Raw genomic sequence first — 12900 nt, 5'->3', positions numbered from 1 at the left:
ACGAAAGTCATTTCGTTTTCAGCTCATTAGCCCCAAAGACGTCTCCCCTACCTATACTTAGTCAGTATAAACCGGAAGTGGCGCATTGCCTTTCACTTGCCTAATCGCAAGATGGGTATGTATGTCTTTTACGTTGGAGAGTCGCTGGAGCTTTCTGGTAAATGCTTCGTAAGCCATCAAGTTAGGACTGACAACTTCTAACAAGTAATCATAAGCCCCGGATACAACGTGGCAGCTGATGACCTCTTCCATCTCGACAACGGCACTTTCAAATTTATCAATCGACACTTCTTGGTGGTTGTTTAAGCTCACCTCAACAAACACACTCATTGCGATACCGACCTGTTCTCGTGACAGGCTTACACGATAGCCATCAATAATCCCTTTTTCTTCCAGTCTTTTGATTCGCCTTGCGCATGGTGAAGCCGATAAGCCAACTTCATCTGCTAACTCAGCCGTGGTTAGCCTGCCGTCTTTCTGAAGCAACTCAAGAAGATGTCTATCAATCCTATCCATAGCAAATACCGATTATTGGTTAAATTCGTTAATAATTAGAGAAATATTAGCAGAAATCATCAACCATAACTTAAGTTAGAACAAAACTTGCCAACTTGTGGCACACCAAGTGCCCCATAATGAGTCATCATCCACTTTCCTTGTTTATTATGAAGCTTGGCTATTTATCTATTACTGTCACTCTGCTCATCTGGGCGAGCTTTTTCCTTTCTCTTAAAGGCGGCGCAAACTCAGATTTAACACCTGCAGACATCGCACTGACTCGATTCCTCATACCTGCATTGGTGCTATTGCCTTTGGTGTGGAAAGCACGCAGTACAATCGCAGCTGTCCCAAGTCGATACTTGGTCGGTATGTTCATTGGGTGCGGGTTGCCTTATTTACTCGTTGCAGGGACAGCCATGCAGTTTGTTCCGGTATCACACGGGAGCGCCTTGGTTCCGGGAACGCTTCCTCTGTTCGTAACAGGGATCGCTGTACTCTTTTTTAAGCAGCCACTCAGCCGACACCGTGTCGTTGGTTTAGGTCTGGTTTTGCTTGGGATATTTTTGTTTCTGGGAAGTAGCCTAACCAGCTTCAACTTTGAATACACCAAAGGTCACTTGTTGTTTTTGTGTGGCAGCCTAATGTGGGCGACTTTTACCATCTCAGCACGTGTTGCCAATCTTAATGCACTTGTGAGTGCAGGTTTCATTTCATTCGGATCCACTTTACTATTGCTGGTCCTCATCATGACAGGAACCCTCCCTAGCCATTTGATGGTCACACCAATTTCTCAATGGCCAGTTACTGAGCTTGCAGTGCATTCAGCTGTGCAAGGTGTGGGCGCCGGCTTAATCGCGGCATTCACATATTTATATGCTGTTAATACTTTAGGGGCTGAGCGCTCTGCTGCTTTTGGCAGTGCAACACCCGCTGTTGCAACCTTGTTGGCGATCCCACTGTTCAACGAAATTCCGGATACGATAACTTGGTTAGCGCTTGGTTCGATTTGCATCGGCAGCTTGGTCGCGAGCAACATTTTCATGAAGCATGACAAGTCTATGCAGTATCAACCGCCAAGCCATAGCAAAGCCTGAGCTGCGTTTGAACAACGTACCGTTGCCCTAAGCATCGATCTTAGGGCTTGTAGTACACAGATAAGCCCACAAACGTAGGCTTATCTAAAATCTGCTTTTTCTGAACTCGCTTCTCCATTAAACTGTCCGACCTTTTTGCAGATCCAAGAGAACACCATGCAACGCGATTACACTTTAACTTGCTTAAACAACATGCCTCGTGAAGAACTAGAAGAATTTAGTTTAAGAATGATTCATCGCCTTGTCCCTGAAGATGCAATGACGGAACTGTTTACGTTCGAACAGGAAGAAGTGACCAATGAAGAGCGTATGCAATCAGCGAAGTTTGATGCGATGCTTCGAATGACTGCAATCGCGCTGAGTGAAGTGAATCTTGCGTTTAGTGAGTCGGATAACTCACAACAAAACATCGAACGCATGACTCGGCTATTGCTTTGGCACTTTTATGCAATGTCGTTCAACCTTGAGCAAGCGATCAGCCTTGAAATTCACTGTGACAAAGTCGAGAAGATTTTGTTGAAAGCACCCACAGAAGCATTTGGTTGGGTAAAAGAGCTCACAGAGTTGCTGCACTTCTATGCTGAGGTAAATGAAGGTAAAGAAAACGGTTAGACTCGAATATCTCCGAATCGAAGGCAGACAGAACTATACCGAAGGCAAGTAGAAACTTTGCTGAAATGAGTTCTCTGCCTTTGTTGTTTCTAACACGCTATGATGCAACATCAGTATCGACTGAGCGATTTTGGTGCCAATACCTAACGAACCATTAGGTGCTTCTAGTTCAACTTCATTATGGATAACGACCTTCACCCGTTTTGAATCCGATTCTAAACCTACATCTAACGACACCATTGTTCCGCTCGGGCTATGCCTCAACGCATTATCTAGCAGATTCAAGATCAGCCTCTCAAGCAAATCACCATCACCTACAGCCTTGATTCCTTGAGGCATATTGACGTTCAACTCAACATTCTTGTGGCGATACTGGCTTTGTATCGTTTCCAAGCATTCGTTCATCAACATATTGAAATCGATTGAAGCGTATTGATATGTAGGCACAGGATTATCATTCTTGGCGCTATCGAGTAGTGAATGGAGCTGTTCAGACAACTTGTTGCCATTACGGTAAGCGACGTCAATCAGCGGGTCTGACTTCGGATTTTTAATCTTCCACGTTTCTAGATAACCCAACACACTCGACAGTGGCGTTTTCAAATCATGACTGAGCTGTAATAAGCTTTGTCTACGGTGTGATGACTGATACTCAAGCTGCAAGAATTGTTGTTGAATGTGTTTCGCCATCAATTGATAAGAACGCGCAATAGGCACTAATTCTGGGACTTGATGGACAAAGTTAGGTTCCAATCGAAAGTCTTGTTCAGCTTGTTGCTGCAATTTATTGGTTACCGCCTCTATTGGGTTCAACAAACTGCGTTTCACTAACAGATACGCACCAATTGCAAAGCCCAAGATAGAAACCAGAACAAGCCCTGCTAGCGCAATATATGGCGTATCAACCTGAGAGTTGGTGATTACAGTATGGCGATTACTGCCAATCACCACATACAAATACCCCACGGTTGAACCTAACTCTGCAATCGCCGCCACAGAAAATACTTTAGGATAGCCTGGGTTGATCGGGTCTTCGCCCAAAATGGGATATGGCTCGTCGTTTAAGAACTGTTGAATGGGTGCTAGGTCTATCTGATTCGCTAACACAGTGCCTTCCGGTGCAGCATGAGTCGTAATATTGCCCTGACTATCAAGAAAATAGATATCGAAATCTGGCCCTATCAACATCAAGGTATGGAATATAGATTTGAGTGCTTTGGGGTTGTAGTCGGTCCCAATCATGAGAGGATTATCATCACGCATATGCACCGCGAGCTCTTTATGTAAGCTCTGCTTGGTTCTTTGTTCTATGGTCTCTTTTTGCCAATGATAGGTGTAAGCAATCACCACACTCACGAGTAGAAACCACAAGCTTGTGAACAGCACTAAATGCGATTTGAAACTCATGTTTTCTCCTCGATGACTCGTAGGCCTTACTGGCCTTTTAGTTAACTTAGGACGCGACACATAGACCTAAGCTTTTGACTCAAACTTATAGCCAACACCCCAAACGGTTTTGATAAAATCATCATCGCTATTCGGCATCGCAAGCTTGGTTCTTAAGCGGTTGACTGTGCTACAGACGGTATGGTGATAGCCAGAGTGATGAGTATTCCAAACATGATCGAGCAGCTCGTCTTTGCTATACACACGTCCCGGGCGGGTTGCTAAGAAATGAAGCAAGGTAAACTCGGTAGCAGTCAGCGGTACGTCTTGATTATTGAGTGACACCTGATGGCGTTCAGGTTGAATAATGAGCCCGCCAAAATTCATAGTTGATTCTGCTGTCACAACCTCTTGAGTCGCTGATTCAACATGGCTTAAACGGCGAAGTACGTTCCTCACTCTTGCTTGAAATTCAAGAACGCTGAAAGGTTTCGTTATGTAGTCATCAACACCAGCTTCTAAACCTGACACCTTATCTAGCTCCGCATCTCTTGCCGTCAGCATCAATACAGGTGTCCAGTCCTCTTGCTGACGTAACATTCGACAAAAATCGAGTCCATCACCGTCTGGTAAGCCACGATCCAGTACGATCAAATCGAAATGACCATCTTCATAGAGCGCCTGAGCCTTTTCAATCACATTGGTCCTGATTACGTCATGGCCTTGGAACTTAAGATGCATCTTCACCAGTTCAGCTAAGTCATCATCGTCTTCAATCAACAATATGTTTGCCATCAAATTTACCGCAGCATTATTCATGATCCCTGCTCTATTCGGAGTCTACCCACCTTTCAATTGACCGGAACAGAACAGGAATTATTTCATCGTGCTTTCAACCCTATTATTCAGTTCGAGTAATAGTGATTCTTGCGCCTGGGTTAAGGAAGCGGTGGTTGCCACTTAGTGTCGACGTCGTCAGGCCATCATCTTGGCTTATTACGCCTGCATGGAAACTCACTACATCCGTGTCATTTCTTGCAGTGTTAAAGCCTTCACCACCACCGGCAGGCCCCGGAATCGTTGCAGCAAGCTCGACGTTCAATTCCGTTCCTGAATCCCAAACATTCATTTTCATGACGAAGGTGTCACCCACCGCTAATGACTTGAGCGACAAACCGGATTCACCAACAAACGCATCATTAGTGTTCACCAACATGGAAGCGACGGAGAGGTAGTCTTCTTGGTTAGGATTGACACGGATTGAAACAGTGTCGCTTTCACCAGAAAGAATCAGTCCATTGCCAGAGATGCCTTGATAAACATTGGCGTCACTGCCACTGAGTGCAAGCAATTGTGCATTACTGCCACCTTCCGCTAAGTATTCAAGATCGACCGAGGCACTTTGCCCGACTTCAAACAAGTTGAAGGTATTATTGTGAGTCAATACCGCGAGGGGCGACATAGGTTGATTGGGGGTGAGGTTAGTCACACTCACATCATAGCGATAGTAATCGTCGTCATCGTCCGGACAACCTGCTAACACAGCTACTGATGCAGCGATAAATAGAATTCTAGCTTTCATACATCCCCCTTACTTCACAACAATAGTGATAGTAGCCACAGGGTTTAACCAACGATGACTGCTACTATCAAGGTCGCTGATTCCGCCAGCCGCGTTACTATCACCGATGTTACCCGGATGAATATGAACCTTAGCGTTTGACACTGCAGTTTCAACTCCCGTACCACTAGCACCAAAGGTAATAAATGGCGGGTTTGGCATGCTGCCAGCCAACTCATCATTCGCTTCAGTGCCTGCGTCATAGCCATTGAGGGTCGCTTTGTAGGTGCCCGCTTGAGTTGGGATTTTCCAACTGTCTAAGCCAACAAAACCGTCGTTGGTTGGCAGCAGCATTGCACCCAATGACAAGTAAGCTAAATCACCAGTGTCGATATCAAACGTAGTTGCGATGCCCGGATTGAGAATACCGGTAGCTGGGTTTTCAACCACCACACCACCCGCGTTTGCAATCAAACTCGATAGACCTGAAATATCGCCACCTTCGGCCATCGATTCCAATTCCGCAGAAGCACTCTCACCCGTTCTAAACATGAACAAGCTGGAGTCATGAGCGGCTGCCAAGATAGGCGTAAAGTAGATCCCTTTCGTTGCATTAGTGACAGTGACTTCAAGCTCAGCAGCCTGAACTTGAGCCGCTCCGAAGGCCAACATAGCCGAGCTGATCACTAAGCTGATTTGAGTACGTTTATTCATTTTGATTCCATCCTTTATCGAGTCCTATCGTTGCCAACAAAACGAGTAACAGCGATATACCGTTACCTTTACCAGAACGAATTGTGGTGTTGTTGACTCTAAGAATGGCGATCAAATCTATCAGCAACTTCATTGAATTCTCATAAAACTCTCACAAGTTTATTCAAACTTCTTACCATCCAGAAAAAACAGACATAAAAGACTGATACATAATTAGAAACTCTCGTTATAAAAATGAGAGTTACACAAGGAACCATGGTTCTAGAATAGCGTAGACCAAACGCAAAAAGGCCCAATCGATATACCGACTGGGCCTTTCACTGATGTATAAAGCTTCTCTCAGGAAGACTCTATTCGCTTCCAACTGAGCTAGCCGAACAACACCAATTTAGAATGCGTAGTTTGCGTCAACAAGTTCGCTTACTTCAACTTTGCTTACTTCTGCGCGAGCTTCAAGCCACTGCGCTACTTGCAGTTGCTCTGCTTCTGTCACTGAACGGTAGCGCTCAATAGAACATAAGAAACCTTCGAACAGCTCTAAACCACCGCCGCCAAAACACAGGCCGATGCTGTCGATAAAATCGATAAATTCATCGATGAACACATCGTATTGGTCAAAATCAGCAATCGAAGTCGTGCAGCTTACTTCAAAACCTAAAATAGCGAATTCACCTAGGTATAACTTCTTGCGTAGGCGGCGATTTTTGTTTTCGATTTTATCTAATTTCATAACTGTCTCTCTTTTCGTTTGATAAAGCATTTATACACAGTTCCTTGCTGATCCCCAAGAGTTTTGTATTACACGAGACGCTTAATGGCAAAAGTCGTGCTACAGAAACAAAACCTTAATCAAAACTATAAAAATCTGTCACTTAACTGCTTCACGATTGGTCACACATTGACCCAACTTATTAACTCATTAGTTGATAACTGGGCGAATCATGAATAACGAATAATAAAGTCAGCCAATAGGAAGCAGTCCCGATGAGCAAGGAAACATTTGATAGCACTCGTTTTAACAAGAGTAACAACAAGCCCTTCGAAGAAGTTCTAGATGCGAACCTTTCAAGAAGAAACGTTCTGAAAGGCGGTTTAGGCATCAGTGCAATGACCGCATTTGGCGCGTTTGGTTTAGCAGGCCACAGCACCGCTAACGCTGCGACAATGCAAGCAACAGGCGCACAAAAAAGCACTGCAACACTTGCCTTCGAATCGGTTAAAGGCTCATTGACAGACAGCGTAGTCGTACCAAAAGGTTACACGGCACAAGTTCTGGTTCCTTGGGGGACTCCGCTTAACAAGCAAGGCAATGCTTGGTTAAAAGACGGCGCCAACAATGCACAAGATCAAGCCAACGCATTAGGCATGCATCACGATGGCATGCACTTCTTCCCACTTAATGGCAACAGCAATGATGGCTTGTTGGTGATCAACCACGAATACATCGACCAAAAAGCGCTGCACGCTAATGGTCCAACATACGATGAAGGCAACCGCCCTAGCCTTGATGAAGTACGTAAAGAGATCAACGCGCACGGCGTGAGTGTGGTTCGCGTTAGGCTTGAAGATAATCAATGGGTGATGGTCGATAACGATCCACTGAATCGCCGCTACACGGGCGCTACAGTAATGGATCTGTCTGGTCCTGTTGCTCACAGTGAATTTACCAAGACCAAGTTCTCGCAAGACGGCAGCCAAGCTCGTGGCACACTGAACAACTGTGGTAACGGCTACACGCCATGGGGCACTTACCTAACGTGTGAAGAGAACTGGCCGGGTTATTTCGTGAACAAAGGCGAGACAACGCCAGCTCAAGAACGTATTGGTATCGCAACCGACAAAACACGTTACGGTTGGGATACGCTTTCAGGTAACAAACAAGAACGCTTAGACGAGTTTGCACGCTTTGACGTGACACCAACAGGTGAGTCAGCAATGGATGACTACCGTAACGAAGCACATGGTCACGGCTACATTGTTGAAATCGACCCATACACAGCTAACTCTCGCGCTAAAAAACGTTCTGCACTGGGTTGTTTCCGCCATGAAGGCTGTACGTTTGGTAAGTTGGCCGAAGGCGAGCCAATCGTGTTCTACTCTGGTCACGATTCTCGCTTTGAATACCTGTACAAATTCGTTTCTGAAGAGAAATGGGACCCGCGTGATACAGAGCCGAGCAATCGCCTAAGTGCGGGTGACAAGTACATGGATAAAGGCACGCTGTATGTGGCTAAGTTCAATGATGATGGTTCAGGTACTTGGCTACCACTGACTCTGAGCAGCAAGACTACAAACGGCGGCAAGCTAGGTGATGCATTTGACTCTCAAGCAGCGCTTATCATCAATACAGCAGGCGCAGCCGACCTTGTTGGTGCAACGCCAATGGATCGCCCTGAATGGTGCTCTGTTGACCCGATGACAGGTACGGCTTACCTAACGTTGACGAATAACAACAAGCGTAAAGAAGCGAACTCAGCAAACCCTCGCGTAAACAACAAATTCGGTCATGTTATTCGTTGGGATGAAGGCAAAACCGCAGGTGAATTCGATTGGGATATCTTTGTCTTCGGTTCTCCAGCAGTGGAAGACAAGTCTATTAACCGCTCGGGTCTAACAGACATGAACCAGTTCGCGAGCCCTGACGGCTTAGCGTTTGATGCTCGTGGCATCTTGTGGATTCAGACTGATAACGGCGCAGATGAAGTAACGGGCTACACCAATGACCAAATGCTGGCAGTGGTTCCGTCCCAGTTAACGGATGACAACGGCAACAGCGCGGTGATTGATGCAAACAACCAAGCACAGCTCAAACGCTTCTTTGTTGGTCCAAACGGTTGTGAAGTGACTGGCTTTACCATTAGCCCAGATTACAAATCACTGTTTGTGAACATTCAACATCCAGCTAACTGGCCATCGTCAGAAGATGCGACCGCACAGACTCAAGGCAATGTTCGCCCAAGAGCATCTACCGTAGTGATTCGTCGTGAAGACGGCGGAGAAATCGCGGTTTAATAAGCAAATCTAGCTAAGATCAGCAACCTTCCTGTTATCTAGTTTCTGTTCGCTAGCTAAGTAAAATCAAAAAGAGCGATAAGGCCAAATGTCCTATCGCTCTTTTTATATTCGATGCATTCTTCGGCTTGAGTAAGAATCCGAATCTTCAAAATTCATCGTCATCCTAAGTACTCATCATCCCGAGTACGCGTCATCCTCGAGAAGGAGGAACGACTGAGTCGGGGATCTCTAACCGTTATCACTGATCGCAATGCCGTTAATCACAGTTAACTCACGAACAACCACACACCAACGCCCATCATCAATGTACCAGCAATACGGTTCATCAACTTAACGTTATCGGCTTTACCCAGCATGTGCTTTAAGCTCTTTCCGCCTGTCGCGTATAAAGTCATGCAAACAAATTCAGAAACCAGAATAATAGACACTAAAATTAACAACTGCGGCGCTAAGTCTTTATTACTGTTAATGAAAGGAGGCAATAACGAAATCATGAATGCCCAGCCTTTAGGATTCGCGATTGCCGTTACAAAGCCTTGCACCACCAAATCCCAATCATTGCTGACTTTTGTTGTTTGGTTGTCAGTGCTGATCGCCAACTTGCCTCTTGAACGCCACATCTGAACGCCTAAATAGAACAAATATGCGGCACCAACAAATTTGAAACCCGTAAATAACCATGGGTAGTTCAACATGATCGATGCAATACCCAATACCGCAGCAATAGAAACCACAGCGACACCGGCCAGTTCACCGATCATCATCCATAATGTACGTTTGTATCCAACACTCATTCCCAGTGTCAAAGCCAAGGTCATACACATACCGGGCGTGATTGAGACAAAGAAAAACGTGGGAATAAAAGCCCAAAGTAGTGCGCTATCCATATTATTACCTTACTGGCTTATTTTTATTTAGTAGCTTTTGCTTCTTGATCGGACTTGAAACGAAGCGATATTGAAACGAAGTAGTGATGACAATAACCAATATTGCGAACAATACAAACAAAAAGAGCCACATAACAGTGGCTCTTTTCAATCACCAACCGTAATTACTTACGACGGTTTTTAATTCGCTTCATCATAGTCAAACGACGTTCAGCGCTTGCTTGATCTTGTGGCTCTTCGTTCGCGTTGTTCTTGCGACCCTGACGGTTTTTGTAAGCCGATTTAGTGTTCAGCTTCTCGATGTAAGCATCACGTTTTTTCGGTTCATAACCCGGCTGTTCAACACGGCGAATACGCTGTTGAATCAGTTTTTCAACTTGGACAACAGTCAGCTCTTCTTCGCGGTTGACAAAAGAGATTGCGTGACCTTGTTTACCAGCACGACCTGTACGGCCAATACGGTGAACATAATCTTCCGCTAGGAAAGGCATGTCGTAGTTAATTACGTGTGGTAAGTCTTCGATATCAAGACCACGAGCCGCAACATCGGTTGCAACCATCACACGTGCTCGGCCTTCTTTGAAATCATCCAAAGCACGACGACGAGCGCTTTGCGCTTTATCACCGTGACAAAGTACCGCTTTAATGCCGTCTAGCTTAAGTTCTTTAACTACATCATTCGCTGTTTCTTTGTAGTTCACAAACACAAGAACTTGGCGCCAGTTTTTACGGCCAATCAGCTCAGAAAGCAGTTCTGTTTTGCGTTCTTGGTCCACAGGGTAAACCACGTGACCGACAGTAGCAGCCGTTGAGTTTTCACGCTCAACACTGATACGTTTTGGTTTACGTAGAATATCAACAGACAGTTGGTTCAACTGAGTAGAAGTCGTTGCCGAGAACATCATGATTTGCGGTGATGTCTCTACATCCAACATGATCTTACGAACGGCATTGATAAAGCCCATATCAAGGATACGGTCAGCTTCATCAAATACTAGAAACTCTAGGTTTGCGATAGACACGTTACCCGCTTCTAAGTGCTCTTCTAAACGGCCAGGTGTTGCAACCAAAATATCCACACCCAGTTCTAATTGACGAACTTGTGAAGACATTTTGTTACCACCGTAAACCGCTGAAACGCTTAGTTCAGTGTATTTAACGTAGTCTTTAATGTTTTGAGCGATCTGCGCAGCAAGCTCACGAGTTGGAGCAAGAATAAGGCCGCGAGCCGTTCCTCTAGACGCCTTTTTACCGCTGTTCAAAAGATGTTGGATAACAGGCAATGAGAATGCCGCTGTTTTACCCGTACCGGTTTGAGCAGTAGCAAAAATATCATGGCCTTTACGAGCCATTGGAATCGCTTTTTGTTGAATTGGAGTGAGTTTTTCATAACCACACTCAGTCAACGCTTTGACTAATTCAGGAGCAAAACCTTGAGAGGAAAATGACATTGTTACGGGTTCCTTAAGCAGACAGCCTACATTCTTATTTCAGCCGAGCACTATAAAGTAATTAGAGTGATTTATCTCACATTTATCGTGATATAACGCAAACTTTCTCATTTAATCTGGTGTTTATCCCGCCTTCAACGAGGTAAACACCAAGATCCTTGGTTCAAACAGCAAAAACAGGGCTATTTGATGCCACACAGCTTGAGTAGAATCTGCTCGAGATCGCTCCACGGCATGAGCTGCGAGTCAATCACTTCAAGACGAGACTCAAAGCCGTCCAGTGTAATTTCATTCACAGATACAACTTGATTCGCCACGTTGAACGCGTAGCAACCTTGGTCAGTATTCACCACCGCTTTCACACGCTCAGCCGTCAAATCAGACAACATTGAGAATAGCGCATCAAAATCAAATTTGTGTTCAGCGCCAAACAACCAGCCACAGCTAAAGTAGCCCTGCCCTTTATTCTCTTTGCGGATGAAAGCTTCACCGGGAGGAAGTTGGAATTGTGGCTCTTGTTCAGCGTGATCGTGATGGTGAGCTTCAATATGAGAGGAAGCACTGCCATATACTCTTTCAATATCCAACACTTCCAATGGCACTTCACCATCGTGAATTAGCTTATGGAATACTTTTGCTGGCGTTTGATCCGTCACCCAATCATTGAACACATCGATGTCTTCAGAATGAACAAGGTCAACTTTAGTACCAAGAATCACATCTGCACTGCCCAGTTGATCATTGAAATTCTGATTCGAGGTGTACTTTTCATTGGATAGGTTTCGTGGGTCAACCAAGCCAAGCGTCGCTTTTAAATCAACATAAGGTGTGTACTGTTCTGAAGTTAGTGTCGCAATAACCTGTTTAGGGTGACCAAGCCCTGTAGGCTCAATCAATAAACGATCTGGTTTTTGGCGCAGCAAAGCATTAATGCCCACCGACATAGGGACGCCTGCAGTACAACACATGCAACCACCCGGCACTTCTTTAATCAAAGCGCCTTGATCTGTCATCAATGCGCCATCAATGCCGATTTCTCCGAACTCATTAACCAGAACAGCCCAGTTTTCATTCTCAGGTTTGTTTTTTAGTAGGTTCAAAATAGCGGTCGTTTTACCGACACCCAGAAAACCCGTAATTATGTTTGTAGGAACTTTTTTGGTCATATCAGTTCTCCTTTTTCAGGGAGTATAACTCAATCACCGAAAAGTTGACCCCAATCGATTGTTTATACTGAGATTCATTAATAGAGACATTGCGAAAATATAATCAGAATAGATAAGAGTAGAAATAAATAGAGGGTAAATAGATAGGTAGATGCGAAGTTTGGACGCTCCAGACGAACTAAAGGCGTACTTACTCAGTACGCCTCACCCTCGTTACTCAATCGTGAGTTCGCGAATCAGGAAGCCTTAAATATCGACCTGAACAATTAACGAGGAACTAAAAACTTTGTTTCTGAATCCATCCAAATTGTGTGTAAAACCTCACTTCTCCTTGCGGTTTGTTATGTTGCTTTACGATTTAACTATGGTTCATTTTTGGGGATATTCAAGCTGCCCCCAGATATTCGATCAAAATTGTGACAATGATTCCACTATTGTCCATAGATTCCATTTATGAAATGAGTATATTCCATAAATGAAAATCAACTTTTCATCTTTATTGCTATAGGATAT

13 protein-coding genes are annotated in these 12900 nt (G+C 44.7%); 3 read left to right on the top strand and 10 right to left on the bottom strand.

Features of this window, described 5'->3' with window-relative positions; all coding sequences use genetic code 11:
• Window positions 1-57 precede the first annotated feature (57 nt).
• A complete protein-coding gene (locus K08M4_RS17795) occupies window positions 58-516 on the bottom strand; it encodes an Lrp/AsnC family transcriptional regulator (protein WP_009845472.1) in 459 nt (152 codons plus the stop codon).
• A gap of 149 nt (window positions 517-665) precedes the next feature.
• On the opposite strand from K08M4_RS17795, the gene K08M4_RS17790 reads away from it, so the two are divergent.
• Window positions 666-1595, top strand: coding sequence for a DMT family transporter (locus K08M4_RS17790; protein ID WP_086050855.1), 930 nt, complete (start codon window positions 666-668; stop codon window positions 1593-1595).
• A 156-nt stretch (window positions 1596-1751) separates the two neighbouring features.
• Entirely contained in the window at window positions 1752-2207 is a 456-nt protein-coding gene (locus K08M4_RS17785; protein ID WP_086050854.1) for an exoribonuclease R, read from the top strand.
• A 33-nt stretch (window positions 2208-2240) separates the two neighbouring features.
• Here the strand turns inward: K08M4_RS17785 and K08M4_RS17780 are convergent, their stop codons facing one another.
• The 6 genes from K08M4_RS17780 to K08M4_RS17760 all read right to left on the bottom strand — a co-directional run bounded on the left by K08M4_RS17780 (window position 2241) and on the right by K08M4_RS17760 (window position 6598).
• Window positions 2241-3614, bottom strand: a complete 1374-nt coding sequence (locus tag K08M4_RS17780) for a sensor histidine kinase (RefSeq protein ID WP_086050853.1) — start codon at window positions 3612-3614, stop codon at window positions 2241-2243.
• 66 nt (window positions 3615-3680) lie between these two features.
• On the bottom strand, window positions 3681-4412 hold the full coding sequence (locus K08M4_RS17775; RefSeq protein ID WP_086050852.1) for a response regulator transcription factor: 732 nt from the start codon (window positions 4410-4412) through the stop codon (window positions 3681-3683).
• An 82-nt stretch (window positions 4413-4494) separates the two neighbouring features.
• Complete coding sequence (locus K08M4_RS17770) at window positions 4495-5175, bottom strand: spondin domain-containing protein (RefSeq protein ID WP_086050851.1); 681 nt, start codon at window positions 5173-5175, stop codon at window positions 4495-4497.
• Window positions 5176-5184: 9 nt separating this feature from the next.
• Entirely contained in the window at window positions 5185-5868 is a 684-nt protein-coding gene (locus K08M4_RS17765) for a spondin domain-containing protein (RefSeq protein WP_086050850.1), read from the bottom strand.
• A complete protein-coding gene (locus tag K08M4_RS22170) occupies window positions 5861-6001 on the bottom strand; it encodes a hypothetical protein (RefSeq protein WP_167409374.1) in 141 nt (46 codons plus the stop codon). The genes K08M4_RS17765 and K08M4_RS22170 overlap by 8 nt, the downstream gene beginning before the upstream one ends.
• 255 nt (window positions 6002-6256) lie before the next feature.
• Window positions 6257-6598, bottom strand: a complete 342-nt coding sequence (locus K08M4_RS17760; RefSeq protein WP_004731398.1) for a YggL 50S ribosome-binding family protein — start codon at window positions 6596-6598, stop codon at window positions 6257-6259.
• Window positions 6599-6852: 254 nt separating this feature from the next.
• On the opposite strand from K08M4_RS17760, the gene K08M4_RS17755 reads away from it, so the two are divergent.
• Window positions 6853-8880 (top strand): PhoX family protein, encoded by a 2028-nt coding sequence (locus tag K08M4_RS17755; RefSeq protein WP_086050849.1) that lies wholly within the window; start codon window positions 6853-6855, stop codon window positions 8878-8880.
• A 269-nt stretch (window positions 8881-9149) separates the two neighbouring features.
• Here K08M4_RS17755 and K08M4_RS17750 read toward each other — a convergent pair whose 3' ends face one another.
• From K08M4_RS17750 to K08M4_RS17740, 3 genes are all read right to left on the bottom strand, one after another.
• Window positions 9150-9770 (bottom strand): LysE family translocator, encoded by a 621-nt coding sequence (locus K08M4_RS17750; protein ID WP_004731394.1) that lies wholly within the window; start codon window positions 9768-9770, stop codon window positions 9150-9152.
• 164 nt (window positions 9771-9934) lie between these two features.
• Window positions 9935-11221 carry a DEAD/DEAH box helicase gene (locus tag K08M4_RS17745; RefSeq protein WP_012600498.1) on the bottom strand — a complete coding sequence of 429 codons (1287 nt, stop codon included), beginning with the start codon at window positions 11219-11221 and terminating at the stop codon, window positions 9935-9937.
• A 182-nt stretch (window positions 11222-11403) separates the two neighbouring features.
• Window positions 11404-12387 (bottom strand): CobW family GTP-binding protein, encoded by a 984-nt coding sequence (locus tag K08M4_RS17740; protein WP_086050848.1) that lies wholly within the window; start codon window positions 12385-12387, stop codon window positions 11404-11406.
• Between the last annotated feature and the right edge of the window lie 513 nt (window positions 12388-12900).

Source organism: Vibrio syngnathi (genome assembly GCF_002119525.1).
In the GTDB taxonomy this organism is placed as follows: domain Bacteria; phylum Pseudomonadota; class Gammaproteobacteria; order Enterobacterales; family Vibrionaceae; genus Vibrio; species Vibrio syngnathi.
Note: the sequence above shows the minus strand (reverse complement) of the source record. Positions and strands in the feature narration are given on the sequence as shown.

What these genes read in the sequence shown, in the direction of transcription:
- K08M4_RS17760 (WP_004731398.1), bottom strand. Translation starts at nt 6,598, where the DNA reads ATGAAATTAGATAAAATCGAAAACAAAAATCGCCGCCTACGCAAGAAG.
- K08M4_RS17795 (WP_009845472.1), bottom strand. Translation starts at nt 516, where the DNA reads ATGGATAGGATTGATAGACATCTTCTTGAGTTGCTTCAGAAAGACGGC.
- K08M4_RS17785 (WP_086050854.1), top strand. Translation starts at nt 1,752, where the DNA reads ATGCAACGCGATTACACTTTAACTTGCTTAAACAACATGCCTCGTGAA.
- K08M4_RS17755 (WP_086050849.1), top strand. Translation starts at nt 6,853, where the DNA reads ATGAGCAAGGAAACATTTGATAGCACTCGTTTTAACAAGAGTAACAAC.
- K08M4_RS22170 (WP_167409374.1), bottom strand. Translation starts at nt 6,001, where the DNA reads ATGAAGTTGCTGATAGATTTGATCGCCATTCTTAGAGTCAACAACACC.
- K08M4_RS17790 (WP_086050855.1), top strand. Translation starts at nt 666, where the DNA reads ATGAAGCTTGGCTATTTATCTATTACTGTCACTCTGCTCATCTGGGCG.
- K08M4_RS17770 (WP_086050851.1), bottom strand. Translation starts at nt 5,175, where the DNA reads ATGAAAGCTAGAATTCTATTTATCGCTGCATCAGTAGCTGTGTTAGCA.
- K08M4_RS17740 (WP_086050848.1), bottom strand. Translation starts at nt 12,387, where the DNA reads ATGACCAAAAAAGTTCCTACAAACATAATTACGGGTTTTCTGGGTGTC.
- K08M4_RS17765 (WP_086050850.1), bottom strand. Translation starts at nt 5,868, where the DNA reads ATGAATAAACGTACTCAAATCAGCTTAGTGATCAGCTCGGCTATGTTG.
- K08M4_RS17780 (WP_086050853.1), bottom strand. Translation starts at nt 3,614, where the DNA reads ATGAGTTTCAAATCGCATTTAGTGCTGTTCACAAGCTTGTGGTTTCTA.
- K08M4_RS17775 (WP_086050852.1), bottom strand. Translation starts at nt 4,412, where the DNA reads ATGAATAATGCTGCGGTAAATTTGATGGCAAACATATTGTTGATTGAA.
- K08M4_RS17750 (WP_004731394.1), bottom strand. Translation starts at nt 9,770, where the DNA reads ATGGATAGCGCACTACTTTGGGCTTTTATTCCCACGTTTTTCTTTGTC.
- K08M4_RS17745 (WP_012600498.1), bottom strand. Translation starts at nt 11,221, where the DNA reads ATGTCATTTTCCTCTCAAGGTTTTGCTCCTGAATTAGTCAAAGCGTTG.